This is a genomic window from Arenibacter palladensis (assembly GCF_900129275.1).
Lineage (GTDB): Bacteria > Bacteroidota > Bacteroidia > Flavobacteriales > Flavobacteriaceae > Arenibacter > Arenibacter palladensis.
The window spans coordinates 1-25,699 of sequence record NZ_FQUX01000012.1; the positions used below are offsets into that span (position 1 = coordinate 1).

The 25,699-nt window shown below is 39.3% G+C and carries 37 protein-coding genes; 3 read left to right on the forward strand and 34 right to left on the reverse strand.

The features are described 5' to 3' along the window. A partial coding sequence (locus BUA60_RS21125) for an integrase core domain-containing protein (protein WP_143153096.1) occupies window positions 1-292 on the forward strand: 292 nt, incomplete at its 5' end. Window positions 293-348: 56 nt separating this feature from the next. On the opposite strand, the gene eno is transcribed toward BUA60_RS21125, so the two are convergent. The 34 genes from eno to rpsL all read right to left on the reverse strand — a co-directional run bounded on the left by eno (window position 349) and on the right by rpsL (window position 20,253). Next, on the reverse strand, window positions 349-1,641 hold the full coding sequence (gene eno / locus BUA60_RS21130) for a phosphopyruvate hydratase (protein ID WP_072865328.1): 1,293 nt from the start codon (window positions 1,639-1,641) through the stop codon (window positions 349-351). A gap of 120 nt (window positions 1,642-1,761) precedes the next feature. Then, window positions 1,762-2,874, reverse strand: a complete 1,113-nt coding sequence (gene carA / locus BUA60_RS21135; protein WP_072865330.1) for a glutamine-hydrolyzing carbamoyl-phosphate synthase small subunit — start codon at window positions 2,872-2,874, stop codon at window positions 1,762-1,764. Window positions 2,875-2,971: 97 nt separating this feature from the next. After that, window positions 2,972-3,514: a 50S ribosomal protein L17 gene (gene rplQ, locus BUA60_RS21140; protein ID WP_072865340.1), complete on the reverse strand. Its 543-nt coding sequence runs from the start codon at window positions 3,512-3,514 to the stop codon at window positions 2,972-2,974. A gap of 57 nt (window positions 3,515-3,571) precedes the next feature. After that, window positions 3,572-4,564, reverse strand: a complete 993-nt coding sequence (locus BUA60_RS21145; protein WP_031445092.1) for a DNA-directed RNA polymerase subunit alpha — start codon at window positions 4,562-4,564, stop codon at window positions 3,572-3,574. 19 nt (window positions 4,565-4,583) lie between these two features. Continuing rightward, window positions 4,584-5,189 carry a 30S ribosomal protein S4 gene (gene rpsD / locus BUA60_RS21150; RefSeq protein ID WP_072865341.1) on the reverse strand — a complete coding sequence of 202 codons (606 nt, stop codon included), beginning with the start codon at window positions 5,187-5,189 and terminating at the stop codon, window positions 4,584-4,586. A gap of 100 nt (window positions 5,190-5,289) precedes the next feature. Next, window positions 5,290-5,682, reverse strand: coding sequence for a 30S ribosomal protein S11 (gene rpsK / locus BUA60_RS21155; RefSeq protein WP_031445094.1), 393 nt, complete (start codon window positions 5,680-5,682; stop codon window positions 5,290-5,292). A 13-nt stretch (window positions 5,683-5,695) separates the two neighbouring features. Further along, window positions 5,696-6,070, reverse strand: coding sequence for a 30S ribosomal protein S13 (rpsM, locus tag BUA60_RS21160; protein WP_031445095.1), 375 nt, complete (start codon window positions 6,068-6,070; stop codon window positions 5,696-5,698). A 2-nt stretch (window positions 6,071-6,072) separates the two neighbouring features. After that, window positions 6,073-6,189 carry a type B 50S ribosomal protein L36 gene (ykgO, locus tag BUA60_RS21165; protein WP_013621733.1) on the reverse strand — a complete coding sequence of 39 codons (117 nt, stop codon included), beginning with the start codon at window positions 6,187-6,189 and terminating at the stop codon, window positions 6,073-6,075. A 9-nt stretch (window positions 6,190-6,198) separates the two neighbouring features. Then, window positions 6,199-6,414, reverse strand: coding sequence for a translation initiation factor IF-1 (gene infA, locus BUA60_RS21170; protein WP_013549436.1), 216 nt, complete (start codon window positions 6,412-6,414; stop codon window positions 6,199-6,201). Between the two features lie 3 nt (window positions 6,415-6,417). Then, entirely contained in the window at window positions 6,418-7,761 is a 1,344-nt protein-coding gene (secY, locus tag BUA60_RS21175; RefSeq protein WP_031445096.1) for a preprotein translocase subunit SecY, read from the reverse strand. A 12-nt stretch (window positions 7,762-7,773) separates the two neighbouring features. Further along, the gene (gene rplO / locus BUA60_RS21180; RefSeq protein WP_072865342.1) at window positions 7,774-8,226 is read right to left on the reverse strand and encodes a 50S ribosomal protein L15; all 453 of its coding nucleotides are present in this window, start codon (window positions 8,224-8,226) and stop codon (window positions 7,774-7,776) included. Window positions 8,227-8,241: 15 nt separating this feature from the next. Beyond that, on the reverse strand, window positions 8,242-8,421 hold the full coding sequence (gene rpmD / locus BUA60_RS21185) for a 50S ribosomal protein L30 (RefSeq protein WP_072865343.1): 180 nt from the start codon (window positions 8,419-8,421) through the stop codon (window positions 8,242-8,244). Window positions 8,422-8,434: 13 nt separating this feature from the next. Next, entirely contained in the window at window positions 8,435-8,959 is a 525-nt protein-coding gene (gene rpsE / locus BUA60_RS21190; RefSeq protein ID WP_031445099.1) for a 30S ribosomal protein S5, read from the reverse strand. Window positions 8,960-8,966: 7 nt separating this feature from the next. Continuing rightward, on the reverse strand, window positions 8,967-9,323 hold the full coding sequence (gene rplR / locus BUA60_RS21195; protein WP_072865344.1) for a 50S ribosomal protein L18: 357 nt from the start codon (window positions 9,321-9,323) through the stop codon (window positions 8,967-8,969). 11 nt (window positions 9,324-9,334) lie between these two features. Further along, window positions 9,335-9,877 carry a 50S ribosomal protein L6 gene (gene rplF, locus BUA60_RS21200; protein WP_072865345.1) on the reverse strand — a complete coding sequence of 181 codons (543 nt, stop codon included), beginning with the start codon at window positions 9,875-9,877 and terminating at the stop codon, window positions 9,335-9,337. Between the two features lie 20 nt (window positions 9,878-9,897). Further along, the gene (gene rpsH, locus BUA60_RS21205; protein ID WP_072865346.1) at window positions 9,898-10,296 is read right to left on the reverse strand and encodes a 30S ribosomal protein S8; all 399 of its coding nucleotides are present in this window, start codon (window positions 10,294-10,296) and stop codon (window positions 9,898-9,900) included. A gap of 68 nt (window positions 10,297-10,364) precedes the next feature. Continuing rightward, window positions 10,365-10,634 (reverse strand): 30S ribosomal protein S14, encoded by a 270-nt coding sequence (gene rpsN, locus BUA60_RS21210; RefSeq protein ID WP_072865347.1) that lies wholly within the window; start codon window positions 10,632-10,634, stop codon window positions 10,365-10,367. Between the two features lies 1 nt (window position 10,635). After that, window positions 10,636-11,187, reverse strand: coding sequence for a 50S ribosomal protein L5 (gene rplE, locus BUA60_RS21215; protein ID WP_031445104.1), 552 nt, complete (start codon window positions 11,185-11,187; stop codon window positions 10,636-10,638). A 2-nt stretch (window positions 11,188-11,189) separates the two neighbouring features. Continuing rightward, window positions 11,190-11,504: a 50S ribosomal protein L24 gene (gene rplX, locus BUA60_RS21220; protein ID WP_072865348.1), complete on the reverse strand. Its 315-nt coding sequence runs from the start codon at window positions 11,502-11,504 to the stop codon at window positions 11,190-11,192. Between the two features lie 13 nt (window positions 11,505-11,517). Continuing rightward, entirely contained in the window at window positions 11,518-11,886 is a 369-nt protein-coding gene (gene rplN, locus BUA60_RS21225; protein ID WP_031445106.1) for a 50S ribosomal protein L14, read from the reverse strand. Window positions 11,887-11,888: 2 nt separating this feature from the next. Further along, window positions 11,889-12,146 (reverse strand): 30S ribosomal protein S17, encoded by a 258-nt coding sequence (gene rpsQ, locus BUA60_RS21230; protein WP_031445107.1) that lies wholly within the window; start codon window positions 12,144-12,146, stop codon window positions 11,889-11,891. A 13-nt stretch (window positions 12,147-12,159) separates the two neighbouring features. Continuing rightward, a complete protein-coding gene (rpmC, locus tag BUA60_RS21235) occupies window positions 12,160-12,351 on the reverse strand; it encodes a 50S ribosomal protein L29 (protein WP_031445108.1) in 192 nt (63 codons plus the stop codon). A 17-nt stretch (window positions 12,352-12,368) separates the two neighbouring features. After that, window positions 12,369-12,788: a 50S ribosomal protein L16 gene (gene rplP / locus BUA60_RS21240; RefSeq protein ID WP_072865349.1), complete on the reverse strand. Its 420-nt coding sequence runs from the start codon at window positions 12,786-12,788 to the stop codon at window positions 12,369-12,371. 20 nt (window positions 12,789-12,808) lie between these two features. Beyond that, window positions 12,809-13,531 carry a 30S ribosomal protein S3 gene (gene rpsC / locus BUA60_RS21245; protein ID WP_072865350.1) on the reverse strand — a complete coding sequence of 241 codons (723 nt, stop codon included), beginning with the start codon at window positions 13,529-13,531 and terminating at the stop codon, window positions 12,809-12,811. A gap of 10 nt (window positions 13,532-13,541) precedes the next feature. Beyond that, window positions 13,542-13,949 (reverse strand): 50S ribosomal protein L22, encoded by a 408-nt coding sequence (rplV, locus tag BUA60_RS21250; RefSeq protein WP_031445111.1) that lies wholly within the window; start codon window positions 13,947-13,949, stop codon window positions 13,542-13,544. A 3-nt stretch (window positions 13,950-13,952) separates the two neighbouring features. Continuing rightward, window positions 13,953-14,231: a 30S ribosomal protein S19 gene (gene rpsS, locus BUA60_RS21255; RefSeq protein WP_026810026.1), complete on the reverse strand. Its 279-nt coding sequence runs from the start codon at window positions 14,229-14,231 to the stop codon at window positions 13,953-13,955. Between the two features lie 13 nt (window positions 14,232-14,244). Then, window positions 14,245-15,069: a 50S ribosomal protein L2 gene (gene rplB, locus BUA60_RS21260; RefSeq protein WP_072865351.1), complete on the reverse strand. Its 825-nt coding sequence runs from the start codon at window positions 15,067-15,069 to the stop codon at window positions 14,245-14,247. A 9-nt stretch (window positions 15,070-15,078) separates the two neighbouring features. Beyond that, a complete protein-coding gene (gene rplW / locus BUA60_RS21265) occupies window positions 15,079-15,369 on the reverse strand; it encodes a 50S ribosomal protein L23 (protein WP_031445113.1) in 291 nt (96 codons plus the stop codon). 7 nt (window positions 15,370-15,376) lie between these two features. Beyond that, window positions 15,377-16,006 carry a 50S ribosomal protein L4 gene (gene rplD, locus BUA60_RS21270; protein WP_072865352.1) on the reverse strand — a complete coding sequence of 210 codons (630 nt, stop codon included), beginning with the start codon at window positions 16,004-16,006 and terminating at the stop codon, window positions 15,377-15,379. Next, window positions 16,006-16,626: a 50S ribosomal protein L3 gene (rplC, locus tag BUA60_RS21275; RefSeq protein WP_031445115.1), complete on the reverse strand. Its 621-nt coding sequence runs from the start codon at window positions 16,624-16,626 to the stop codon at window positions 16,006-16,008. The genes rplD and rplC overlap by 1 nt, the downstream gene beginning before the upstream one ends. Window positions 16,627-16,864: 238 nt before the next feature. Then, entirely contained in the window at window positions 16,865-17,170 is a 306-nt protein-coding gene (gene rpsJ, locus BUA60_RS21280) for a 30S ribosomal protein S10 (RefSeq protein ID WP_010230113.1), read from the reverse strand. 11 nt (window positions 17,171-17,181) lie between these two features. Then, on the reverse strand, window positions 17,182-19,314 hold the full coding sequence (fusA, locus tag BUA60_RS21285; protein WP_072865353.1) for an elongation factor G: 2,133 nt from the start codon (window positions 19,312-19,314) through the stop codon (window positions 17,182-17,184). Window positions 19,315-19,323: 9 nt separating this feature from the next. Beyond that, window positions 19,324-19,800 (reverse strand): 30S ribosomal protein S7, encoded by a 477-nt coding sequence (rpsG, locus tag BUA60_RS21290; RefSeq protein WP_072865355.1) that lies wholly within the window; start codon window positions 19,798-19,800, stop codon window positions 19,324-19,326. A gap of 78 nt (window positions 19,801-19,878) precedes the next feature. Next, a complete protein-coding gene (gene rpsL / locus BUA60_RS21295) occupies window positions 19,879-20,253 on the reverse strand; it encodes a 30S ribosomal protein S12 (protein WP_031445118.1) in 375 nt (124 codons plus the stop codon). A gap of 571 nt (window positions 20,254-20,824) precedes the next feature. Between rpsL and BUA60_RS21300 the strand changes: the two genes are divergently transcribed. Next, complete coding sequence (locus BUA60_RS21300; RefSeq protein ID WP_072865357.1) at window positions 20,825-23,980, forward strand: SusC/RagA family TonB-linked outer membrane protein; 3,156 nt, start codon at window positions 20,825-20,827, stop codon at window positions 23,978-23,980. Window positions 23,981-23,991: 11 nt separating this feature from the next. Continuing rightward, window positions 23,992-25,692, forward strand: coding sequence for a SusD/RagB family nutrient-binding outer membrane lipoprotein (locus BUA60_RS21305; protein ID WP_072865363.1), 1,701 nt, complete (start codon window positions 23,992-23,994; stop codon window positions 25,690-25,692). Window positions 25,693-25,699: the final 7 nt, after the last annotated feature.

Consider the following 25,699-nt stretch of genomic DNA (forward strand, 5'->3'; position numbering starts at 1 on the left):
GGGGCTACAGTATTGTTCTTCCGTATATCAAGAGGAGCTCCGGCGCAGCCATATCACCCCATCGATGACCGATGGATATGACTGCTACCAGAATGCACTGGCCGAGCGGATCAATGGGATATTGAAAGGGGAATTCTTAATATATAAATGTAACAACGGTAAAGATTTAAAGCAACTCATTGTAGATTCCATCAATACATACAACAACAGAAGACCACATTTGAGCCTTAATTATAAAACACCTAATTTTATACATAACAAAAAACCTGTGAAGTTAAATTCACAGGTCTAATATATATTCTTTAAAAACCGTCAACCTATTTTAGGACGACTCACTATAATTTTGTACTATTTTATTTTGAAAGCTAGTACTCCTGGATAATATGCAGTACTCCCCAATTCTTCTTCTATCCTTAACAATTGGTTGTATTTCGCCATCCTATCTGATCTGGAAGCGGAACCGGTTTTAATTTGACCTGTATTTAAGGCTACAGCCAAATCGGCAATAGTGTTATCTTCAGTTTCTCCAGAACGGTGAGACATAACTGATGTATATCCCGCATTTTTAGCCATATTAACGGCTGCAATGGTTTCCGTTAAGGTTCCAATCTGGTTTACCTTGATCAAGATAGAGTTAGCAATACCTTCCTTGATCCCTCTGGACAAACGCTCTACATTGGTCACAAATAAATCATCGCCTACCAACTGTACTTTATCCCCAATTTTATCGGTCAAAGCCTTCCAGCCTTTCCAATCGTTCTCATCCATTCCATCTTCAATGGAAATAATTGGATATTTGGCACTTAGGTCTGCCAAATATTGAGCCTGTTCCTCAGAAGTTCTAACTACACCCTTATCTCCTTCAAATTTGGTATAATCGTATTTTCCATTCACATAAAATTCGGCTGCAGCGCAATCCAAGGCGATCATTACATCGTCTCCCAATTTATATCCAGCTTTTTCAACAGCTTTGGCAATTGTATCCAAGGCGTCTTCGGTACCACCTGCTAGATTAGGAGCAAACCCACCTTCATCACCTACGGCTGTACTTAGTCCCCTATCGTGCAATACCTTCTTCAGGTTATGGAATATTTCCGTACCCATTTGCATAGCGTGCGAAAAATCGTTAGCCTTTACAGGCATCACCATAAATTCCTGAAAAGCAATTGGAGCATCGGAATGGCTACCTCCATTAATTATATTCATCATAGGCACAGGCAAGGTATTGGCACTAACACCACCAACATACCTAAACAGGGACAACCCCAATTCGTTTGCAGCTGCCTTGGCAACGGCCAACGAAACACCTAAAATGGCATTGGCACCCAATTTTGATTTATTGGGCGTACCATCCAATTCTATCATGGTTTGATCAATCAAATTCTGCTCAAAAACAGACATACCCAGAATTTCCTCGGCAATTACAGTATTCACATTATTAACGGCCTTTCCTACTCCCTTGCCCATGAAGGATTTTCCTCCATCACGAAGCTCAACCGCCTCATGCTCACCTGTAGAAGCTCCAGAAGGAACCGCTGCTCTTCCCATTACTCCATTTTCGGTAATTACATCTACCTCTACTGTTGGATTACCTCTTGAATCCAAAATTTGTCGTGCATGAACACTTAGGATGATACTCATATGTCTATCTTTTATTTTTTAGTTAAATTATTATGCAAATATAACAAAGGAAGTGCTTTTAACCCCTCTATTATTGGCTTTAATGACCCTTTGATAACAATAAAATAAAACTATAACGTTTTAGTTTACCGTAGATTGGATCATTTCGAAAAATTGATCGAACAGATAATCCGCATCATGTGGTCCTGGACTTGCTTCAGGGTGATATTGAACAGAAAATACATTCTTATCCTTCATTTTAATCCCGGCTACAGTATTGTCATTTAAATGTAGATGCGTTATCTCCAAATTGGCATTAGCTTCAGCCTCTTCCCTATTAACGGCAAAACCGTGATTTTGGGAAGTAATTTCTCCCTTTCCGGTAACCAAATTCATTACAGGGTGATTTATTCCTCTATGCCCGTTGTGCATCTTATAAGTGGAAACCCCATTGGCCAAAGCCAAAACTTGATGTCCAAGACATATCCCAAACAAAGGCTTGTCCGATTTAATCATCTCCTTGGCCGATGCTATTGCTTCATGCAAAGGTTCCGGATCTCCGGGGCCATTGGAAATAAAATAGCCATCGGGGTTCCAAGAGCTCATTTCCTCGAAAGTTGCGTTGTATGGAAAAACCTTAATATATGCATCCCGTTTTGCCAAGTTTCGAAGAATATTTTTCTTAATTCCGATATCAAGGGCAGATACTTTATATTTTGCATCCTTATCCCCGTAATAATAGGCTTCTTTGGTAGAAACTTTCGAAGAAAGCTCCAAACCTTCCATGCTTGGTACTTCCGCCAACTTCTTTTTTAACTCCTCAATATTATCCACGTCCGTAGATATTACGGCATTCATGGCACCATTATCCCGGATGTACCCCACCAAGGCCCTGGTATCCACGTCGGAAATGGCCAACAGATTATTATTATCCAAAAATTCCTGCAAACTTAAATCAGCATCCGGTCTGGAATAGTTATAACTAAAATTTTTACAAACCAAGCCTGAAATTTTCACAGAATCAGATTCCACTTCCTCATTATTTGCACCATAATTCCCTATATGGGCATTTGTGGTTACCATAATTTGTCCATAATAGGACGGATCCGTAAATATTTCCTGATAACCGGTCATTCCGGTGTTAAAACAAGCCTCTCCAAAGGCAGTTCCTTCCTTGTCCCCTACAGCCTTACCGTGAAAAATGGTCCCATCGGCAAGCAACAATATTGCTTTTTTTCTTGTTTGATACTTCATTTTTTGGCGTTACAATTTTTCGTTTTGCAAAATAACATAAAAAAAGGATAAGCTTTTAGGCTTATCCTTTTACAATTATTAATATTTAATAACAATTTTACTCTTTAGCATCATCAGCTTTTTTATCAGCCTTTGGCTCTTCTACTTTTGGAGCTTCAGCTTTTGCCGTTTCTTCAACAACTGCAGTAGCATCATCTGACTTTTTGCTTCTACCCCTTCTTGTGGTTTTTTGCTTTTTAGGCTTGCCAGCGTTGTAGATTTCGTTAAAATCTACAAGCTCTATCATTGCCATATCCGCATTATCCCCAAGACGATTCCCTAATTTGATAATTCTGGTATATCCTCCTGGTCTGTCGGCCACCTTTTCGGCAACACTGCCAAAAAGCTCGGTAACCGCATACTTGTCACGAAGGCTTTTAAAAACAATACGTCTATTGTGAGTACCCTTCTCAACTGTTTGATTGTTCTCAGTTTTTGATTTGGTAATCAATGGCTCCACAAACTGCTTCAAAGCTTTTGCTTTGGCAACAGTTGTATTAATTCTCTTGTGCTCTATTAATGAACAGGCCATGTTTGCCAACATAGATTTTCTATGGGCCGCCTTTCTTCCTAAATGATTAACTTTCTTACCGTGTCTCATTGTTCTTTTCTATATTCTTTCTTGGTTTTGGTATTCCCAATTCCCTTGAAAGTTCAATTAATCTTTATCCAATTTATATTTTGACAAATCCATTCCAAAGCTTAAGCCTTTGTTGATAACCAATTCTTCCAATTCGGTCAAGGATTTTTTTCCAAAGTTTCTAAACTTCATCAAATCGTTCTTGTTAAAAGAAACCAGATCACCAAGAGTATCCACTTCAGCAGCCTTCAAACAGTTCAATGCTCTTACAGAAAGATCCATATCAACCAATTTGGTCTTCAATAGCTGACGCATATGCAATGATTCCTCATCGTAAGTCTCTGTCTGTGCAATCTCGTCCGCCTCCAAGGTAATACGCTCATCGGAGAACAGCATAAAGTGGTGTATAAGCACCTTTGCACCTTCGGTCAATGCTTCTTTAGGATGAATTGAACCATCGGTTGCGATTTCAAAAACCAATTTTTCATAATCGGTCTTTTGCTCTACACGAAAGTTTTCAATGCTATACTTTACATTTTTGATAGGAGTAAAGATAGAATCTACGGCTATGGTACCTAGTGGTGCATTGGATTTTTTATTCTCCTCAGCCGGCACATATCCCCTACCCTTATCTATGGTAATCTCCATGTTAATGCTAACCTTGGGATCCATGTTACAAATAACTAAATCTGGGTTCAATACTTGGTAACCAGAAATAAATTTTTGAAAATCACCTGCAGTCAATTGTTCCTTTCCGCTAACAGAGATAGATACTGTCTCACTATCAACATCGTCTATCTGTCTTTTGAAACGAACTTGTTTAAGATTTAGAATGATTTCGGTAACATCTTCCACAACACCGGAAATTACAGAGAACTCATGTTCCACCTTATCAATTCTAACAGAAGTGATAGCAAAACCTTCCAAGGACGAAAGCAAAACTCTTCTTAATGCGTTCCCAACAGTTAAGCCATAACCTGGTTCCAATGGACGAAATTCGAATTTGCCTTCGAAATCGGAGGAATCAATCATTATAACTTTATCGGGCTTCTGAAAATTTAATAATGCCATAATTGGGTCAGTGTTGTTTTTATTTAGAGTATAACTCGACTATTAATTGTTCTTTGATATTCTCTGGAATTTGCATTCTTTCCGGAACGGCAACAAAATTACCTTCCATTTTTTCTGAATTCCAAGTGATCCACTCGTACACACTGCTATTTGCAGTAAGAGCATCGTCGATCGCTTTTAAAGACTTTGATTTTTCCCTAACACCAACAACATCACCTGGCTTCAAGGTATAGGATGGTATGTTCACCAACTCTCCGTTTACCGTAATATGTCTATGCGAAACCAATTGTCTTGCTCCGCTTCTAGAAGGGGAAATTCCCATTCTGTAAACAACGTTGTCTAGACGGGATTCACACAACTGAAGTAATACCTCACCGGTTACTCCTTTACTTCTATTTGCTTTTGCAAATATGTTTCGGAATTGTTTTTCCAAAATACCGTAAGTGTATTTTGCTTTTTGCTTCTCCATCAACTGGATAGCATATTCAGACTTTTTACCACGACGTCTGTTATTACCGTGTTGTCCTGGAGGATAATTTCTTTTCTCAAAAGATTTATCATCTCCGAAAATTGCTTCACCGAATTTACGGGCAATTTTTGTTTTTGGTCCTGTATATCTTGCCATTTTCTTTTAATTTGGAAACGTGATCATGAATTAAGGCTTATCCTTCGATAATCGTAACTACATCTCCTTGAAACACCCCATTGGGGCAATTGATTATTAATTATACTCTTCTTCTTTTTGGTGGTCTACAACCGTTGTGCGGCATTGGAGTTACATCGATAATCTCTGTAACCTCAATTCCAGAGTTATGTATGGAACGAATAGCAGACTCCCTACCATTTCCCGGTCCTTTTACATAAACCTTTACTTTTCTTAAACCAGCTTCATGAGCAACTTTAGCACAATCCTCAGAAGCTATTTGAGCTGCATAAGGAGTGTTCTTTTTAGAACCCCTGAAACCCATTTTACCTGCTGAAGACCAAGAAATTACATCACCCTTCTTGTTGGTTAAAGAAATAATAATATTATTAAAAGAAGCAGTAACATGGGCTTCGCCCACAGACTCTACTATAACTTTACGCTTCTTTGCCGCTTTTGCATTTGCCTTTGCCATAATATCCTAATTATTATTTAGTTGCCTTCTTCTTGTTAGCAACTGTTTTTCTCTTACCTTTTCTTGTCCTAGAGTTGTTTTTGGTACGTTGACCTCTTAAAGGCAGACCAGATCTATGGCGAATACCTCTATAACAACCTATATCCATTAAACGCTTAATGTTCAATTGGTTTTCAGAACGCAATTCCCCTTCTATAGTCAAAGAAGAAACTGCCTCACGAATACGACCAATCTCATCATCGTTCCAGTCAGATACTTTGGTATCCTCACTTACTTGGGCAGTCGATAAAATCTCCTTTGCCCTACTTTTTCCTATACCAAAGATATAGGTTAGGGCTATTACCCCTCTTTTCTGTTTTGGTATGTCTACACCTGCAATTCTTGCCATAATTACCCTTGTCTTTGTTTAAATCTAGGATTCTTTTTATTAATTACGTACAATCTGCCTTTTCTACGCACAATCTTGCACTCGGCACTTCTCTTCTTTATTGATGCTCTAACTTTCATCCTATTTGCTTAATATCTATATGTAATTCTTGCTTTACTTAAATCGTAAGGGCTCATTTCGAGCTTAACCTTATCCCCTGGAAGCAACTTAATGTAATGCATACGCATTTTTCCAGAGATATGCGCTGTTACCACGTGACCGTTTTCCAACTCCACGCGAAACATGGCATTTGACAATGCCTCAATTATGCTTCCATCTTGCTCTATTGCTGATTGTTTAGCCATAATCTATGCTACCTTTCTATTTTTACCTGATTTCATCAAACCGTCGTAATGTCTGTTCAACAAATAAGAATTTACTTGTTGTACCGTATCGATCGCCACACCTACCATAATCAACAATGACGTTCCACCGTAAAACAAAGCCCAACCTGCCTGTACATCCATGATCTTTACGATTACTGCGGGCAATACCGCCAACAAAGCAAGGAAAACAGATCCGGGTAATGTAATCAATGACATTATCTTATCCAAAAAATCCCCAGTTTCCTTTCCTGGTCTAATTCCAGGGATAAAACCACCACTTCTTTTAAGATCATCGGCCATTTTATTGGTAGGAACCGTAATCGCCGTATAAAAATAGGTGAATACAATAATCAAGAACCCGAACAAAAGATTGTAGGCCAATCCAAATATATCCTGGAATTGAACTTCCATCCATTGTCCTACAGCAGTATTGTTAAAGGTCTTTCCCAACAATCCAGGTGCAAACATAATAGCTTGCGCAAATATAATGGGCATTACTCCAGAAGCATTCAATTTTAAAGGAATATACTGTCTGGATCCCATGATATTCTTTTCATATCCACCAGAAGCAGTCCTTCTTGCATACTGTACTGGAATCTGACGTGTAGCCATTACCAACAATACACAAAGCAAAATCACGATAAACCAAATAATAACTTCAATAAGCATGAACATAAGTCCACCGTTGTTATTTGCTGTCCTGGATATAAACTCCTGTACAAAATTCTGCGGCATAGTGGCTATAATTCCGATCATAATCAGAAGGGAAATCCCATTTCCGATACCTTTATCGGTAATTTTTTCACCTAACCACATTGCAAAAATAGTACCTGCAACCAAAATTATTACAGAAGGGATCACAAAATCAAGCCCCTTACCAAATACAAAGGCACTATCAGGAACACCCAAAGCCCCAAGACTGTACAAATACGCCGGAGCCTGAACAATACAGATACCAATGGTAAGCCATCTGGTAATTTGATTGATCGTTTTTCTACCGCTTTCACCTTCCTTTTGCAACTTTTGAAGATAAGGAATGGCTATTCCCATCAACTGCACCACAATGGAAGCGGAGATATAAGGCATAATTCCCAATGCAAATACCGAGGCATTGGATAATGCTCCACCGGTAAAGGCATTCAATATACCTAAAATACCACTATCCGTACTGGACGCCAAACCAGCTAACTGGGTAGAATCAATACCTGGAAGAACTACCTGGGCACCAAAACGATACACCAAAAGCAAACCAAGGGTAACGATAATTCTACCCTTTAGTTCTTCAATCTTCCAAATATTTGATAATGTCTCGAAAAATTTCTTCATAGTATTCTTTGCTTATAAACTTATAGCCTCACCACCTGCAGCCTCAATTGCGGCCTTTGCGGTAGCTGTAAATTTATGTACAGAAACTTTTAGGGAAGCCTTTAGCTCTCCATTGCCAAGAATCTTAACCAAATCATTTTTACCAACCAATCCATTTTCTACAAGGGTATCCAAAGTAACCGTATCCTTAATGGCTCCCTTATCTACCAACTCCTGTAATTTTTCTAGATTGATCCCAGCGTAATCCTTTCTATTGATATTTGTAAAACCAAATTTTGGCACACGTCTCTGCAATGGCATTTGCCCACCTTCGAAACCAATTTTCTTAGAATAACCAGATCTGGATTTAGCACCTTTATGTCCTCTGGTAGCAGTACCTCCCTTACCGGAACCCTGACCTCTACCTACGACTTTACCGGCTTTTTGGACGGCACCATCCGCTGGTTTTAAATTACTTAAATTCATAACACTAAAATTATATTAAGCCTCCTCTGTGGAAACTAAGTGTTTAACTTTATTTATCATTCCAAGAATATTTGAGGTAGCATCATGTTCTACCACCTGTCCTATTCTTCGTAAACCAAGAGCCTCTAATGTTCTCTTTTGATTTTGAGCTCTTTTAATACTGCTCTTTACCTGTTTTACTTTAATCTTTCCCATTATATTCTTGGTTTTATCCTTTAAAAACTTTTTCTAAAGAAATACCTCTTTGGTTTGCAACTGTCTTTGCACCTCTAAGTTGTAAAAGCGCATCAAAAGTAGCTTTTACTACGTTATGAGGGTTGGAAGATCCTTGTGATTTGGACAATACATCATGAACACCTACTGCCTCCAATACCGCCCTAACGGCACCACCTGCAATTACTCCGGTACCGTGCGATGCTGGCTGGATATAAACCCTAGCTCCACCGAATTTCCCTTTTTGTTCATGTGGCAAAGTACCTTTGTTCAATGGAATTCTAATAAGATTCTTTTTAGCATCTTCTATAGCCTTGGCAATTGCCGTAGCAACTTCCTTAGACTTACCTAGACCGTGACCTACAACGCCATTTTCATCACCAACAACAACTATAGCGGAGAATCCGAACGCTCTACCACCTTTTGTAACTTTGGTAACACGTTGTACCCCAACCAATCTATCTTTTAATTCTAAACCTCCCGGCTTAACAGTCTCTACGTTTTTGTATTTCTGATACATAATATTCTTAGAATTTTAATCCTGCTTCCCTAGCGCCATCGGCTAATGATTTTACTCTTCCATGGTATAAGTTACCACCTCTATCAAAAGCAACAGCCTCTATTCCAGCTTCCTTTGCCTTTTCGGCAATAGCCTTACCAACTAGGTTAGCCACTTCTGTTTTAGTCCCTTTAGCCTTAGCCAACTCCTTATCCCTTGAGGAAGCGGCCACTAAAGTTTTTCCAGCCACATCATCAATAATTTGAGCGTATATCCCAGTATTGCTTCTAAAAACAGCAAGCCTTGGCCTTTCTGCAGTACCTGAGGATATTTTTCTAATCCTCCTTCTGATACGTAGTCTTCTTTCAGTCTTCGTTAATCCCATAATGCTAATTATTAAGCCGATTTACCAGCTTTTCTTCTTAATTGTTCACCAACGAACTTAATTCCTTTTCCTTTGTAAGGCTCTGGCTTACGGAAAGATCTAATTTTAGCGGCGATCTGCCCCACTAATTGCTTATCATGCGAACTTAGCTTTATAATTGGATTCTTTCCTTTTTCGGATACGGTTTCAACTTTTACCTCTGAAGCCAAATCCAAAACAATATTGTGCGAAAACCCTAAAGCTAGATCCAATGTTTGTCCTTGGTTGCTGGCACGATATCCTACACCTACCAACTCCAATTCCTTTACCCATCCTTTAGAAACTCCTTGGACCATATTAAAGATCAAAGATCTGTAAAGACCATGTTTTGCTTTATGCTCCTTGGAATCTGAAGGCCTTGTAACAAATACTTGACCGTCTTCAACCTTAACAGCAGCACCAGAAAATTCTTGGGAAAGTTCTCCCAGCTTACCTTTTACAGTAATAACATCTTCCTTAACCTCTACGGTTACTCCTTCTGGAATTGCTATTGGATTATTACCTGTTCTAGACATCTTTCTAAATCTTTATAGTATTAATAAACATAACATAATACTTCCCCACCTGCATTCTCAAGCTTTGCCTGTTTGCTGGTCATTACACCATGGGAAGTAGAAATAATAGCAATACCAAGACCATTTAATACTCTTGGTAACTCTGATGAGCTAGCATATTTTCTAAGTCCTGGTGTACTAACTCGCTTAATCTTTTTTATAACCGGCTCTTTTGTGAACTTGTCATACTTCAAGGCTATTTTAATAGTCCCCTGAACCGCATTATCTTCAAATTTGTAGCTTAAAATATATCCTTGATCGAATAATATTTTAGTAATTTCTTTCTTTAAATTAGAAGCAGGAATCTCAACCACCCTGTGGCCGGCGCTACTTGCATTTCTAATTCTAGTTAAATAATCCGCGATTGGATCTGTAAACATAATTATTGATTTACGGTAACGGTTTTTAACACTATTGTTAAACCTGAAACCAGTTTATACTCTTTAAATTACCAGCTAGCTTTTCTAACCCCTGGTATAAGGCCATTATTGGCCATTTCCCTAAAAGTAACCCTAGATATACCAAAAGTTCTCATGTAACCCCTTGGTCTACCGGTTAATTTGCAACGGTTGTGCAAACGCACTGGGGAAGCATTTTTAGGTAATTTCTGTAACGCCTCATAATCACCAGCCTCTTTTAAGGCTTTTCTCTTATCGGCATATTTAGCTACCATCTTTTCTCTCTTGACCTCACGGGCCTTCATGGATTCTTTAGCCATACTAATTCTTTTTAAAAGGTAGTCCTAATTCGGTTAATAATGATTTAGCTTCTTTATCTGTCTCCGCAGAGGTTACAAATGTAATATCCATACCATTGATTCTGTTAATTTTATCAATGTTTATTTCTGGAAATATGATTTGTTCCGTAATACCAAGATTATAATTTCCCCTTCCATCAAAACCAGTGGCCTTAATTCCTTGGAAATCCCTTACCCTAGGCAATGCAGTTGTAACCAATCTGTCCAAGAATTCGTACATTCTCTCTCCGCGTAAGGTTACTTTTGCCCCAATTGGCATTCCTTTACGTAATTTAAATGCAGCAACATCCTTTTTAGACATCGTTGAAATTGCTTTTTGGCCAGTGATATTGGTCAACTCATCAACAGCATGGTCAATAAGTTTCTTATCCGCTACAGCGGCACCAACACCTCTACTTACAACAATTTTTTCTAATTTAGGAACCTGCATTACATTCTTGTAACCAAACTCCTCCCTAAGAGCCTTAATAACTCTTTCTTTATATTCCTGTTTTAATCTTGGAACGTAAGCCATAACTAAATTACTTCTTTAGATTTCTTCGCAAATCTTACTTTCTTACCGTCTCTTACCTCAAATCCAACTCTAGTGGTCTCTCCAGATTTTGGATCGATCAATGACAGATTGGATATCTGTAAGGGAGCCTCTTTCTTAACGATCCCACCTTGAGGATTGCTAGCACTTGGCTTTTCGTGTTTGGATACCATATTGGCTCCTTCAACGATCGCCTTGTTTTTTTCACGGTCTACACTTACAACCTTACCTTCTACCCCTTTGTGGTCTCCGGCAATAATTCTAACAGTATCCCCTGTTTTGATTTTTAATTTTCCCATTTTGCTATATTTATTAAAGCACCTCTGGAGCCAATGATACAATTTTCATGAATTGCTTATCACGAAGTTCCCTGGCCACCGGTCCAAAAACACGTGTTCCCCTCATTTCCCCGGTTGGGTTCAAAAGTACACATGCATTATCATCGAAACGAATATAAGAACCATCAGGTCTTCTAACTTCTTTCTTTGTTCTTACAACAACTGCTGTGGAAACTGCACCTTTCTTAACAGCTCCGTTAGGCGTAGCTTCCTTAACGGCAACTACTATTTTATCCCCAACAGAAGCATATCTTCTTTTTGTACCTCCCAACACACGAATGGTCAAAACCTCTTTTGCACCCGTATTGTCCGCTACTTTTAGTCTAGATTCTTGCTGTAACATAATTATTTAGCTCTTTCAATGATTTCCACTAACCTCCAACATTTGGTCTTACTCAATGGACGTGTCTCCATGATCTTAACAGTATCGCCAATATTGCAATCGTTCTTTTCATCGTGCGCAACATATTTCTTAGTTTTCAACACGAACTTACCGTACATAGGGTGCTTAACACGTTTAACTTCTGAAACCACTACTGATTTCTCCATTTTGTTGCTAGTTACAACTCCTATTCTCTCTTTTCTTAAATTCCTTTTTTCCATAAAGCAGAACCAATTATTGTAATTCCCTTTTAGTTAATTCAGTTGCCAATCTTGCCACAGTTCTTCTTACCTTTCTGATAAGTAAAGGGTTTTCCAATGGTGTAACAGAATGGGCCAATTTTAAATCAGAATACTGCTTTTTAAATTCAGCACTCTTTTCCTTTAACCCCTCAACTGATAATTCTTTTATTTCTGATTGTTTCATGATTCCTTGCAATTATATTAAGCAGAATAGTCCCTAGCAATAATAAATTTAGTTCTTACTGGTAGTTTCTGTGCCGCAAGACGTAAAGCCTCTTTTGCAATATCAAGAGACACACCGGCAACCTCGAACATAACCCTTCCTGGCAATACTACAGCTACAAAATATTCTGGAGCACCCTTACCTTTACCCATACGAACCTCTAAAGGTTTCTTGGTGATAGGCTTGTCCGGGAATATTTTTATCCATAATTGGCCTTCTCTTTTCATGTACCTAGTTGCCGCAATACGAGCTGCTTCTATTTGGCGCGATGTTATAAAAGAGGTATCCATTGATTTAATACCAAACATACCGTTTGAAAGTTGATGTCCCCTTCCAGAGATCCCTTTCATACGACCTTTCTGCATTTTGCGGAACTTAGTTCTTTTTGGCTGTAACATTTCTTTACTTCTTTAAAAAATTACTTTCTACGACGTTGTTTCTTCGGTCCTTCCTGCTTTCCACCTTTTCCCTGAGACTGGCTTTTTGCCATACCTACCAATGGGGAAAGTTCTCTTTTGCCGTAAACCTCACCTTTCATGATCCACACTTTTATACCCAATCTTCCATAGGTTGTATGTGCTTCATGCAAAGCATAATCTATATCGGCCCTAAAAGTGGACAATGGAATCCTACCATCTTTATAAGATTCGGATCTTGCCATTTCAGCTCCGTTCAAACGTCCAGATATCTGAATTTTAATTCCTTCAGCGTTCATTCTCATGGCCGCTGCGATTGCCATTTTTATAGCCCTTCTAAAAGAAATTCTACTTTCTATTTGACGCGCTACACTGGCAGCAACAAGATTAGCGTCCAATTCAGGTCTCTTTATCTCAAAAATGTTGATCTGAACTTCCTTGTCCGTAATCTTCTTAAGCTCTTCCTTTAATTTGTCTACTTCCTGACCACCTTTACCAATAATAATACCTGGTCTTGCAGTGGTAATGGTTACCGTAATCAACTTAAGGGTACGCTCAATAATAATTCTAGACACACTTGCTTTTGCCAAACGTGCATGAACATATTTTCTGATCTTATCGTCTTCGGCAAGTTTATCACCATAATCGTTTCCACCGTACCAGTTAGATTCCCATCCTCTGATAATTCCTAGACGATTTCCGATTGGATTTGTTTTCTGTCCCATACTAAATGCTCTAGCTTTGTGTGTTATTGTTAGATCCCAAAACCAAGGTAACGTGGTTGGAACGTTTTCTAATTCTATGTGCTCTTCCCTGTGGGGCAGGACGTAGTCTTTTCAACATACTTCCTCCATCCACTCTAATTTCCTTAACAAAAAGTTCAGCATCCTCAACACTGGCGTCCTCATTCTTGGATTGCCAGTTAGCAATTGCAGAAAGCAATAACTTCTCCAATCTACGAGATGATTCCTTTTGGTTGAATTTCAAAATAGCAAGCGCCTTTTCTACTTTTACACCTCTAACCAAATCCGCTACCAAGCGCATTTTTCTAGGGGACGTAGGGCAATTATTTAACTTTGCAAACGCTATTTGCTGCTTTTCAGCCTTAATTCTTTCGGCCATTTGTTTTTTACGAACTCCCATAGCTTACTTTTTTCCTTTATTTTTTGCTCCAGCGTGACCTCTAAAAGATCGTGTTGGAGAAAATTCACCTAATTTGTGACCCACCATGTTCTCTGTTACAAAAACAGGTACAAATTGCTTTCCATTGTGAACCGCTATTGTCTGACCTACAAAATCAGGAGTAATCATAGAAGCTCTAGACCATGTCTTAATGACTGCCTTTTTACCAGATTCAACATTTTGTTGGACTTTTTTATCCAAACTATAGTGAACGTAAGGTCCTTTCTTTAATGAACGTGCCATTTCTTTCTACTTTTTATTTCTTTCTACGTTCTAAAATATACTTGTTGGTACTCTTGGTCTTGGAACGGGTCCTGTATCCTTTTGCAGGAATTCCATTTCTAGATCTAGGATGACCTCCAGAAGCCCTACCTTCTCCACCACCCATGGGGTGATCAACAGGGTTCATCGCTACTGGTCTTGTTCTTGGTCTTCTTCCCAACCATCTACTTCTACCGGCCTTACCTGACACCAATAACTGATGATCAGAGTTGGATACCGCACCTATAGTGGCCAAACAATCCGCTAAAACCAATCTGGTTTCACCTGATGGCAATTTAATGGTAACAAACTTACCTTCCTTTGCCATTAACTGGGCAAATGTACCAGCACTTCTTGCCATTACCGCTCCTTGTCCAGGACGCAACTCAATTCCTGAAATGATAGTACCCAAAGGTATTTCACTCAAAGGAAGTGCATTCCCGATTTCTGGAGCAACCCCGGTACCTGAAGATACTTCCTGCCCTACTTGTAATCCGTTTGGAGCAATTACATATCTCTTTTCGCCATCGGTGTATTCCAATAATGCTATAAAAGCTGTTCTGTTTGGATCGTACTGAATTGATTCAACGGTTGCAGCAACTCCTTGCTTATCCCTTTTGAAATCGATAACACGATACCTTCTCTTATGACCTCCACCTTTTTGGCGCATGGTCATTTTTCCTTGACTGTTTCTACCTCCCGACTTTTTTAACGGAGCAAGCAAGCTTTTTTCCGGCTTATCAGTAGTAATGGCGTCAAATCCGTTTACTACTCTAAAACGCTGCCCAGGAGTGATTGGTTTTAATTTTCTAACTGACATTTTTTGTCTTTATAGATTACTGTAAAAATCAATAATATCTCCTTCTGCTACATCAACAATGGCTTTTTTGAAACCACTTGTCTTTCCGTGCTGTACACCTGTTTTGGTGTAGCGCGACTTGCGCGAAGGACCATAATTCATTGTTCGAACTTTATCGACAGAAACACCATAAGTTGCTTCCACTGCTTCCTTAATCTGGATCTTGTTGGCTTTTGGGTCAACAAAAAAACCATAACGATTGTGCAACTCGCTATCAGCAGTCATTTTTTCCGTAATAATTGGCTTTATCAACACACTCATGGTTCGCTTATTTAATTAAGTTCGATTCGATTCCTTCCAAAGAACCTTCCAACAACACTAGGTTGTTAGCGTTTAATATTTTGTAAGTGCTTAATTCTGAGTTAGTTATAACCTCAGAACGCTCTAAATTGCGTGAGGACAAATATACGTTATTATTTGAATCACCCAACACAATTAAGGATTTTTTATTCTCCAAGCCCAAAGACTTCAAAATTTGCTTAAAATCCTTTGTTTTTGGCGTTTCAAAATTAAAGTCCTCAACCACCATTATAGCATTGTCTTTTGACTTCAAAGTCAAGGCAGACCTTCTAGCCAAACGCTTAACATTTTTGTTCAATTTTTGCTTATAATCCTTTGGTCTTGGTCCAAAAATACGTCCACCACCTCTAAACACTGGAGACTTAATACTACCCGCACGAGCAGTACCTGTTCCCTTTTGTTTTTTGATCTTTCTTGTACTACCTGCTATTTCAGCACGCTCTTTGGATTTGTGCGTACCTTGTCTTTGGTGTGCCAAATATTGCTTAACATCCAAATAAACAGCATGATTGTTTGGCTCTATTGCGAATACAGCGTCAGAAAGCTCAACCTTTCTACCTGTTTCTTTTCCCTTTATATCTAAAACTGCTACCTTCATTACTTCTCAATAGTTACGTAAGCGTTCTTATGTCCAGGAACACAACCTTTTACCACTAAAAGGTTCTTTTCTGGAACAATCTTTAATACTCTTAGGTTCTGAACGGTAACCCTATCGCTACCCATTCTACCGGCCATTTTCATTCCCTTAAAAACTCTTGCAGGATATGAAGCAGCACCAATGGAACCTGGAGCCCTTAACCTATTGTGCTGACCGTGGGTTGATTGACCAACACCGCCGAAGCCGTGTCTTTTAACAACACCTTGAAAACCTTTACCCTTAGAGGTACCGATTACATCAACAAATTCTCCTTCCACAAAAAGGTCAACTCCAAGAGTATCCCCTAATTTGTGCGCACCTTCTTCAAAATACCTGAATTCCATGACTTTTTTCTTAGGAGAAGCTCCTGCTTTTTTAAAGTGACCTGTAGCCGCTTTATTAGCACGTTTTTCTGCCTTGTCATCGAAACCAAGCTGAAGGGCATTGTACCCGTCCACCTCTTCGGTTCTGACTTGGGTAACTACGCATGGTCCAGCTTCGATTACTGTACATGGAATATTCTTTCCATTTTCATCGAAAATGCTGGTCATACCTATTTTTCTACCTATTAACCCAGACATATTTATAATTGATTATTAATTAATTACTATTTAAACTTTTTGACAAAAAAACAGGGTCAAAATATAATTCAACCCTGAATATATTTTTTTCCGTTTTTCCTTCGCGAAACGCTCGGGACATGTCTACCCTGAACTCCTTTCAGGGTCTATCTCTTCTTTCTATAGATTCCGAATCAAGTTCGGAATGCAATTCATCTAAGATTTTCAGTTCGCTATTGCTCCAGAAAACCAAGATTCACTACACCTTGATCTCAACCTCAACACCACTAGGAAGTTCCAACTTCATAAGGGCATCGATGGTTTTTGATGAAGAGCTATATATATCCAAAAGTCTTTTGTAAGAACTTAATTGGAACTGCTCTCTTGCTTTCTTATTTACGTGCGGTGAACGCAAAACCGTAAATATTTTCTTATGTGTAGGCAAAGGAATTGGTCCAGTTACCACCGCACCTGTAGTCTTTACCGTTTTTACGATCTTCTCAGCAGATTTATCTACCAAGTTATGGTCGTACGACTTTAATTTTATTCTAATTTTTTGACTCATCTTAGTACGATTTAAGCTGTTAATCCTTTTGCTTTCTTGATAACCTCTTCTGAAATATTGGATGGGGTCTCAGCGTAATGTGAAAATTCCATTGTAGAAGTTGCCCTACCAGAAGACAAGGTTCTCAAAGAAGTTACATAACCGAACATCTCGGACAATGGCACCTCTCCTTTGATCACTTTGGAACCTGCCCTGTCATCCATATTGGTAACCGTTCCCCTTCTACGGTTCAAGTCACCTACTATATCACCCATGTTTTCCTCCGGAGTTAGAACCTCCAATTTCATAATAGGCTCCATAATTACAGCTCCAGCAGCTTTACCAGCAGCTTTATAACCCATTTTTGCAGCCAATTCAAAAGATAGTGCATCAGAATCCACAGGGTGGAAAGATCCATCCTTAAGAACCACTTTCATTCTATCCATTTCGTAACCGGCCAATGGTCCGTTCTTCATAGCGGCAGTAAATCCTTTTTCAACAGGACCGATAAATTCTTTTGGAATACGACCACCTTTGATCTCATCAACAAACTGTAAACCAGTTCCAACAAAATCCTCATCAGCTGGTCCCATCTCAAAGACGATATCACCAAATTTACCACGACCACCAGATTGTTTTTTGTAAACCTCTCTATGTGCAGCAGTCTTGGTCAAAGCTTCCTTGTACTCCACCTGAGGCTCACCTTGACTTACCTCAACCTTAAACTCACGTCTTAAACGGTCAACAATAATGTCCAAGTGAAGCTCACCCATACCGGAAATAATAGTTTGACCCGAAGCTTCGTCTGTTTTTACCTGGAAAGTTGGATCTTCTTCAGCCAATTTAGCCAAAGCCATTCCCAATTTATCAACATCAGCTTTTGTTTTAGGCTCTACCGCGATACCGATAACCGGATCAGGGAAGTTCATACTCTCCAAAACAATTGGATGTTTTTCATCAGACAAGGTATCCCCAGTCTTAATATCCTTAAATCCTACAGCTGCACCTATATCTCCAGCTTCAATATATTCCACTGCATTTTGCTTATTGGCATGCATCTGGTAAATTCTGGAAATACGCTCTTTATTTCCTGAACGATTGTTCAAAACATAAGAACCTGCATCCAATCTACCTGAATAAGCTCTAAAGAATGCCAAACGACCTACAAATGGATCGGTAGCAATTTTAAATGCCAAGGCTGCAAATGGCTCCTTAACACTAGGCTTCCTGGACTCAGGCTTCTCAGTATCAGGATTTGTACCTACAATAGCGTCCTTATCCAATGGCGATGGCAAGTAACGACAAACGGCATCCAACAAAAATTGTACCCCTTTGTTTTTAAATGAAGAACCACAGATCATAGGTATGATACTCATATCCATAACAGCAGCCCTTAGAGCAGCGTGCACTTCATCTTCAGTAATGGAATCTTCGTCTTCGAAGAATTTTTCCATCAAACTTTCATCGTACTCGGCAACAGCTTCTATCAAAGCAGCCCTATATTCCTTCACCTCATCTTTCATGTCGGCCGGAATATCCACTACATCAAAAGTACCACCAAAGTTTTCCTCGTGCCATATAATTGCACGGTTCTTAACCAAATCAACTACACCCCTAAAATCAGCTTCGTCACCAATCGGCAATACAATAGGAACTGCATTCGATTTCAACATCTCCCTAACCTGCTTGCACACATTAAGGAAGTTGGATCCCTGACGGTCCATTTTATTTACAAAGCCCATTCTTGGCACCTTGTAATTATCGGCCAACCTCCAGTTAGTTTCAGATTGGGGCTCAACACCATCAACCGCACTAAACAGGAATACCAACCCGTCCAACACCCTTAAGGAACGGTTTACCTCAACGGTAAAATCAACGTGTCCCGGAGTATCTATAATATTAAAGTGATAAGGTTTGGTATCATCTGTAACTGCCCCATTTTTCATAGGGAAATTCCATTCACAGGTAGTAGCGGCAGAAGTAATGGTAATACCCCTTTCCTGCTCCTGCTCCATCCAGTCCATCGTAGCCGCACCATCGTGCACCTCACCAATTTTATGACTAACGCCCGTATAGAACAAAATCCTTTCGGTCGTAGTTGTTTTTCCAGCATCAATATGTGCTGCAATTCCAATATTTCTTGTATATTTTAAATCTCTTGCCATTTCTGCTTATTAAAATCTAAAGTGTGAGAATGCCTTATTGGCCTCAGCCATTTTATGAGTATCCACTCTTTTCTTAACAGCAGCACCTTCTTCTTTTGATGCAGCCAAAATTTCCCCTGCCAATTTTTGCGACATAGCCTTTTCGTTTCTCTTACGAGAATAACTAATAAGCCATTTCATTGCGGTTGAAATCTTTCTATCTGGCCTGATCTGCATAGGAATCTGAAAAGTAGCTCCTCCTACCCTTCTACTTCTTACCTCAACATGAGGCATAACATTGGACAATGCATCTTTCCATAGTTCCAATGCGGTTTTTTCTTCGTCTGTCTTTTTCTCTTCTACGATATCAATAGCATCGTAAAAAACTTTAAAGGCAACCGACTTTTTTCCATCCCACATCATCATGTTAACAAAACGGGTCACCAATTGGTCGTTAAACCTTGGATCTGGTAAAAGTGGTCTCTTTTTTGCCTGCTTTTTTCTCATTTCTTCTTTTTGAGTTAATGGTCAATAGTCCTATATTAAAAGTACTTAGTCCTTCAATATGCGACTTTTAACAAATTTTTACTTCTTAGGGCGTTTTGCTCCGTATTTAGATCTACGTTGTGTCCTTCCAGCAACACCTGCTGTATCCAAGGCACCTCTAACGATGTGATACCTAACTCCTGGCAAATCCTTTACCCTTCCGCCTCTTACTAATACTATCGAGTGCTCTTGTAAATTGTGACCCTCACCTGGTATGTAAGCGTTAACTTCCTTCCCGTTGGTCAACCTTACCCTAGCAACTTTTCGCATTGCAGAGTTTGGTTTCTTAGGAGTGGTAGTATAAACACGTGTACATACACCTCTTCTTTGAGGACACGAATCCAAAGCAGCCGATTTACTCTTCTTAGTAATCGTGACTCTTCCTTTTCGTACTAATTGTGAAATTGTTGGCATACTATTTTTGTATAATAAAAACTTAACCCCTCTTTTAAGGGCTGGCAAATGTAGTAATTATTCACAATAATTCAAACCCTGCGCTATTTATTTTTTATATTTTTTATTCGCAACATATTCATTAACTCAGAATTAGATCCAATTACACCCAATTCTTTAGATTCAAGACCAACAAAAAACAATGTATGGGTTTGCGAAATTGGAGCCAAAACAAGCAAATCATAATTAATAGGTATATCAAAAACGAACATTTTTTTAACAAATTCTTAGCTTAATCGATTAATCGCAAAGAATACCATAATTCAAAGTCCGATATGCACCCAATAATTGTGATTATTGCGAATTTGTCAATATATTAACCTTTTTTTGAAAAAAAATCTTACAAAAAAGTCAGAAGGTTGTTTTAAATGTAAAAATATAACGTATAAGTGTGTAAAAAATATCAAAACGCCCCCTTATTCAGGCTTTTTTAACATTATTTTATTATGCGCGCATAAGAAATACGCCCAAAAAGTTGTTTTATTAACAATGATTTAAGATTTTTGCAACTGCTAATTCAAATAAACATAAAATGAAAACAAAGTTAAGTGGAATCCTAACGCTGTTTCTAGCGTTGATTGTGCAATTATCCTTTGCACAAGAAAAAACGATTTCAGGTACGGTAACGGACCAAGACGGTCTTCCGCTCCCTGGAGTGAACATCCTAGTAGAGGGAACTACAACTGGAACCCAAACAGATTTTGATGGACTTTACTCCATCGATGCAAGCGTTGGGCAAGTTTTGGTATTCTCTTATATAGGTCAAAAAAATGCTAGAATGACAGTCGGTGCCAGTAACACCATCAACGTCCAAATGGAAGAAGATGCGCAGGCATTGGAAGAAGTGGTTGTTACGGCCTTGGGTATTAAGAGGAACCCCAGATCTTTGGGATACTCCGTTAAATCTGTTGAAGCCGAATCAATTACAGAGAACTCTGAACCGGACTTAATAAGGTCCCTTAACGGTAAAGTACCTGGAGTAAACGTAAACGTATCTACAGGTGTTGCCGGTGCTTCCAATAAAATAAGTATAAGAGGTACCACTTCCTTCCAAGGAGGTAACCAACCCTTATTTGTTGTAGACGGTACCCCTTATAGTAATACCGAGGTTGAAACCTCCAGCCAGATTACCGGTGGTGGTGGTTATGAAACCGGTATTTCTTCTTTAGACCCTAACGACATTGCCAATGTTGAAGTGCTAAAAGGAGCGGTAGCAGCGGCACTTTATGGTTCAAGGGCGGTAAACGGGGTAATCATCATTACTACAAAGTCAGGAAAATCTGGTGGTTTGTCCAACAAAAAATTCGAGGTATCCCTAAACACAGGGGTTTATTTTGAAAAAATCGCCAACCTTCCTGAATACCAGAATACTTACGGTAACGGAACCAATTTCAACTACAACAACGCAAACGGTTCATGGGGTGCAAGATTTGACTCCCTAGAAACCATCCCAACTTGGCCCAACTTGCTAAATGCATTTCCTGACCAGTTTGGACCCACTGTTCCTTATGTGGCGCAACCAGACAACGTTAAGGACTTGTTTAAAACTGGATTTGTTGCAGACAATTCGGTAAACATTAGTTCTGCCAAGGAAAACTCCAATTTTAGTCTTACCATTTCCAACATGGACCAACAAGGGTATATACCTTTTAACTCATACAAAAGGACCAATATATCTGCAGGGGGTAATTTTAAGTTGGAAAATGGCTTACAAGTTGGTGCAAACCTTAGCTACTCTGATAGCTACCAAGTGGGTCCATTCCTAGGTGAAAACCAATACGCGGGGGCTGCCTCCTCCTTTGCGAGAACACTCGTACTGGGTAGAACATGGGACCTTAGTCTTCCCTATGAAGATGCCAATGGTGCACCCGTAATCCCCAACGGGGGTTGGGACCACCCATTATGGTCATGGGAACACAATCAAATAAGAACAGGTGTAAACAGGACTGTGGCTAACGTAAATTTTGCTTACGATTTTAACGAGCACATTAATGCAAGATATCAGTTGGGTATCAATAAATATGATCTGGCCCGTGTAGAAATAACCGACAAAGGCTCAAGGGCAGCTTCGGGAACAGGTAGAGTTGTAACAGACAATTACGACAGTGAAGAAATTGAATCAACCTTTGTGGTCACTTTCAATTATGACTTGGCCGAAGATTTAAATATGAATTTATTGGTGGGTAACAACGTTAACCAAATTTCTGACCACCGTGTTGGTTATACTGGGACCAATCTAATCGCAGATGGTATCTTTACCGTTAACAACACGGCCAATGTGGTTTCCGATGTGGATGAAATATCAAGAAAAAGAATAGTTGGTGTTTTTGGAGACTTGGGATTGGGGTATAAGGATTATTTGTTCTTAAACGCCACTGCCAGAAACGACTGGTCATCAACACTACCCAAAACCGACAATAGCTTCTTATACCCATCGGTTTCCTCATCCTTTATATTTACGGAGGCATTTGGGTTAAAAAATGACATTATCAGCTTTGGTAAAATTAGAGGAGGTTGGGCCAACGTGAGCAGGGATGCAGACCCATACCAGATTAATAAGATTTTTAGTGTTGGAACAGTATACGCAGGACAACCTTCCGTATTTGTCCCAACCACACTTGGAAATCCTAGTTTAAGTCCAGAAAACACAGAAGAATTTGAAGTAGGTTTGGATTTGGAACTCTTTAACAACAGAGCGATACTCGACTTTACCTGGTACAAAAAAACAACTACAGATTTGATTTCAGAGGTTAATGTACCTACCTCTTCAGGATATACTTCATTTTTGACCAACATTGGTGAAATGGAAAACACAGGTATTGAAATAGGTTTAACTCTTATTCCAATTAGGACCGAGAATTTTAGGTGGTCTACTTTTACCTCATTTACCAAAAACGATAACGTAGTAAACGAATTGATCGAGGGTCTTGACAGGTTTCCACTTAACGTAAACGAAATTGCCTTTGTAGACGAAGGGGAACCTTTTGGAGTATTCTACGGAACCGCTTTTGCAAGGGATGATGAAGGTAATTATTTAATTGAAGAAGGTGGTGGAGGTATCCTACAGGCTTTGGAAAACAAAGTAGTGGGTGATCCCAACGCTGATTTCAAAATAGGATTTACCAATACTTTCAAATACAAAACCTTGAGTTTACAGGCACAATTAGACTGGAAAGAAGGAGGTGACGTAGCTTCAACTACAATAGCATCCTTATTAGGTAGAGGGGTAACCAAGGATACAGAAGATAGGGAACGTACTTATATAATACCTGGTGTTTACGGAAATCCAACTACAGGAGAGGCCATTCTTGACAATGCTGGCAACAAGATTCCAAATACCACTCAAGTTACAATGAACAATTTGTATTTCTCACCTACCACCAATAGTAATACTTTTGGTATTAACACTGTAGACGAGGCCACCATTTATGATGGTACAGTATTTAGGTTAAGGGAAATTGCATTGGCCTACGAAGTTCCAAAAAAGTTTTTGGACAAGACCTTTATAGGAGCCATGACATTTTCTGTCGTGGGGAACAACTTATGGTATTTTGCACCAAACGTGCCTAAGTATACCAATTTTGATCCAGATGTTACTGCCTATGGGTCAGGTAACCTACAGGGTATTGAAACCCAGTCGGCCCCTAGTTCCAAAAGATTTGGGTTTAAACTTAACGTAACATTTTAATAAAAAGAACTATGAAAAATATATTTAAAATAAATCTGAAAAGCCGCACAATGTTCGCCGTAGCATTGGTGTCTTTACTTTTCTACAATTGTAGTGACTATTTGGATGTGAATACCGACCCAAACAATCCTACTACAGCTCCTCTAGATCAACTTTTGACGGACACGGAGAGAAATTTTAATCTGATTACTGAATTTAGGGTTTATATGGCAGAAGAACTTTCCGCCTATGTACACCAATTCACCTTCCGTGAAGAGCAGGATCAATACGGTACCAGGCAGGATAATACCGATATCCAAAATTCTTGGGATGTTGCCTATTCGGTAATAACTGAAGCTGATATCATAATTGAGCAAGGAACTGCCGAAGAGGAGATGATCATTGTAGGAATGGCCAAAGTACTTAAAGGATACACCGCCACCATTATTGCAGATATCTGGGGAGATGCGCCTTATTCCGAGGCATCCAAGCTTGCCACAGGCATTGTTAGTCCGGTTTTTGATGATCAGACTGCCATTTACGAAAATGCATTGGCACTGATTGACGAAGGTCTAGCCAATATTAACAGTGGACAAGGTTCAAATCCTGGAACCCAAGATTTGTTCTACAGTGGAAGTATTTCCAAATGGAACAAATTCGTGAATACCCTGAAGTTAAAATTGTACAACGAAATTCGTTTATCCTCCCTGTTTAATGCAGGTAAATTAAATGCTCTAATTGCGGCAGACAATTTTATGGCCAGTAGCGCTGACGATTTTGAATTTCCTTACTCTACTACCCAATCACCGGCAGAAGAGAGAAACCCACTTTTTAGAACTACTTACACAACAGGTCAAACTAGCCATTATGCCAGCCCTTGGTTCTACGAAATCCTTAAAGGATGGAATCCAAACATACACAATGGACTTGAAGACCCTAGGCTTCCTTACTATTTCTTTAACCAGTTGACCCCTGGACAATTACCTCCAGATGTTGGTGATCCAACTACAGGTGACCCTAAGGCGGATTATTGGGATAGAAACACAGGTTTCCATACCATTAGATTTGGTAGTGTAAGCCCTAATAGGGATTTTGCTTCGAGGGAATCTTCTACCTACCCAGGGATTTATCCTGCCGGAGGTAGATATGATGACGGTGAAGGTGGTGATGCCGATGTAAATTCCGGTACAGGTGCAGCTCCTCATAGGATGTTAACGTATCATGAATCTTTATTTATCATGGCCGAATTAATTCAGGCCAATGTAATTTCCGGTGATGCAAGAACAGTGTTGGAAGATGCTATGACCGCAGCTTTTAAAAAGGTGGATGTTGTAGTTGCCAATTCGGAAACTGACCAAACCGTTCCAAAATTAGAAGGAACCACTGCAGTGGCCGATTTCATAGATGGAGTATTGGCGGAATACGATGCTGCTTCCGAAGCTAAAAAGATGGAAATTATAATGACCCAAAAATGGGTGTCCACTTTTGGAGATCCTTTTGATCAATATAATGATTACAGAAGAACCGGGTACCCTGTATTGGCCAATCCCAATGGACCTTCTCCAGAATATCAATTGGACAATGGAGATGAATGGCCTTTAAACGACAGTGAAACAACATTAACAAGACCGTATCAGGTTTCCCTATTTTGGCCACAAGCCGAATTGAACGTTAATGAGAATGCACCTGCCCAGAAGGATGCTACGACCTATAAAATATTTTGGGATAATTAATAGATAA

What these genes read in the sequence shown, in the direction of transcription:
- rpsG (WP_072865355.1), bottom strand. Translation starts at nt 19,800, where the DNA reads ATGAGAAAAAAGCAGGCAAAAAAGAGACCACTTTTACCAGATCCAAGG.
- rplD (WP_072865352.1), bottom strand. Translation starts at nt 16,006, where the DNA reads ATGAAGGTAGCAGTTTTAGATATAAAGGGAAAAGAAACAGGTAGAAAG.
- eno (WP_072865328.1), bottom strand. Translation starts at nt 1,641, where the DNA reads ATGAGTATCATCCTAAGTGTTCATGCACGACAAATTTTGGATTCAAGA.
- rplC (WP_031445115.1), bottom strand. Translation starts at nt 16,626, where the DNA reads ATGTCTGGGTTAATAGGTAGAAAAATAGGTATGACCAGCATTTTCGAT.
- rplN (WP_031445106.1), bottom strand. Translation starts at nt 11,886, where the DNA reads ATGTTACAGCAAGAATCTAGACTAAAAGTAGCGGACAATACGGGTGCA.
- rplE (WP_031445104.1), bottom strand. Translation starts at nt 11,187, where the DNA reads ATGGCTTACGTTCCAAGATTAAAACAGGAATATAAAGAAAGAGTTATT.
- rplF (WP_072865345.1), bottom strand. Translation starts at nt 9,877, where the DNA reads ATGTCTAGAACAGGTAATAATCCAATAGCAATTCCAGAAGGAGTAACC.
- infA (WP_013549436.1), bottom strand. Translation starts at nt 6,414, where the DNA reads ATGGCTAAACAATCAGCAATAGAGCAAGATGGAAGCATAATTGAGGCA.
- rplV (WP_031445111.1), bottom strand. Translation starts at nt 13,949, where the DNA reads ATGGGAGTTCGTAAAAAACAAATGGCCGAAAGAATTAAGGCTGAAAAG.
- rpmC (WP_031445108.1), bottom strand. Translation starts at nt 12,351, where the DNA reads ATGAAACAATCAGAAATAAAAGAATTATCAGTTGAGGGGTTAAAGGAA.
- rpsQ (WP_031445107.1), bottom strand. Translation starts at nt 12,146, where the DNA reads ATGGAAAAAAGGAATTTAAGAAAAGAGAGAATAGGAGTTGTAACTAGC.
- rplW (WP_031445113.1), bottom strand. Translation starts at nt 15,369, where the DNA reads ATGAGTGTGTTGATAAAGCCAATTATTACGGAAAAAATGACTGCTGAT.
- rpsN (WP_072865347.1), bottom strand. Translation starts at nt 10,634, where the DNA reads ATGGCTAAAGAATCCATGAAGGCCCGTGAGGTCAAGAGAGAAAAGATG.
- rplB (WP_072865351.1), bottom strand. Translation starts at nt 15,069, where the DNA reads ATGTCAGTTAGAAAATTAAAACCAATCACTCCTGGGCAGCGTTTTAGA.
- rplO (WP_072865342.1), bottom strand. Translation starts at nt 8,226, where the DNA reads ATGAATTTAAGTAATTTAAAACCAGCGGATGGTGCCGTCCAAAAAGCC.
- rpsJ (WP_010230113.1), bottom strand. Translation starts at nt 17,170, where the DNA reads ATGAGTCAAAAAATTAGAATAAAATTAAAGTCGTACGACCATAACTTG.
- rpsM (WP_031445095.1), bottom strand. Translation starts at nt 6,070, where the DNA reads ATGGCAAGAATTGCAGGTGTAGACATACCAAAACAGAAAAGAGGGGTA.
- rplR (WP_072865344.1), bottom strand. Translation starts at nt 9,323, where the DNA reads ATGGGATTAACGAAGACTGAAAGAAGACTACGTATCAGAAGGAGGATT.
- rpsK (WP_031445094.1), bottom strand. Translation starts at nt 5,682, where the DNA reads ATGGCAAAGGCAAATGCAAAAGCGGCAAAGAAGCGTAAAGTTATAGTA.
- rpsD (WP_072865341.1), bottom strand. Translation starts at nt 5,189, where the DNA reads ATGGCAAGATATACAGGACCAAAAACAAAAATTGCCCGTAAATTCGGT.
- rpsC (WP_072865350.1), bottom strand. Translation starts at nt 13,531, where the DNA reads ATGGGACAGAAAACAAATCCAATCGGAAATCGTCTAGGAATTATCAGA.
- rpsE (WP_031445099.1), bottom strand. Translation starts at nt 8,959, where the DNA reads ATGTATCAGAAATACAAAAACGTAGAGACTGTTAAGCCGGGAGGTTTA.
- secY (WP_031445096.1), bottom strand. Translation starts at nt 7,761, where the DNA reads ATGAAGAAATTTTTCGAGACATTATCAAATATTTGGAAGATTGAAGAA.
- rpsL (WP_031445118.1), bottom strand. Translation starts at nt 20,253, where the DNA reads ATGCCAACAATTTCACAATTAGTACGAAAAGGAAGAGTCACGATTACT.
- ykgO (WP_013621733.1), bottom strand. Translation starts at nt 6,189, where the DNA reads ATGAAAGTTAGAGCATCAATAAAGAAGAGAAGTGCCGAGTGCAAGATT.
- rpsS (WP_026810026.1), bottom strand. Translation starts at nt 14,231, where the DNA reads ATGGCACGTTCATTAAAGAAAGGACCTTACGTTCACTATAGTTTGGAT.
- BUA60_RS21145 (WP_031445092.1), bottom strand. Translation starts at nt 4,564, where the DNA reads ATGGCATTATTAAATTTTCAGAAGCCCGATAAAGTTATAATGATTGAT.
- rplP (WP_072865349.1), bottom strand. Translation starts at nt 12,788, where the DNA reads ATGTTACAGCCAAAAAGAACTAAGTTCCGCAAAATGCAGAAAGGTCGT.
- rpmD (WP_072865343.1), bottom strand. Translation starts at nt 8,421, where the DNA reads ATGGGAAAGATTAAAGTAAAACAGGTAAAGAGCAGTATTAAAAGAGCT.
- BUA60_RS21300 (WP_072865357.1), top strand. Translation starts at nt 20,825, where the DNA reads ATGAAAACAAAGTTAAGTGGAATCCTAACGCTGTTTCTAGCGTTGATT.
- rplQ (WP_072865340.1), bottom strand. Translation starts at nt 3,514, where the DNA reads ATGAGACACGGTAAGAAAGTTAATCATTTAGGAAGAAAGGCGGCCCAT.
- BUA60_RS21305 (WP_072865363.1), top strand. Translation starts at nt 23,992, where the DNA reads ATGAAAAATATATTTAAAATAAATCTGAAAAGCCGCACAATGTTCGCC.
- rpsH (WP_072865346.1), bottom strand. Translation starts at nt 10,296, where the DNA reads ATGTTTACAGATCCAATCGCGGATTATTTAACTAGAATTAGAAATGCA.
- carA (WP_072865330.1), bottom strand. Translation starts at nt 2,874, where the DNA reads ATGAAGTATCAAACAAGAAAAAAAGCAATATTGTTGCTTGCCGATGGG.
- fusA (WP_072865353.1), bottom strand. Translation starts at nt 19,314, where the DNA reads ATGGCAAGAGATTTAAAATATACAAGAAATATTGGAATTGCAGCACAT.
- rplX (WP_072865348.1), bottom strand. Translation starts at nt 11,504, where the DNA reads ATGGGAAAATTAAAAATCAAAACAGGGGATACTGTTAGAATTATTGCC.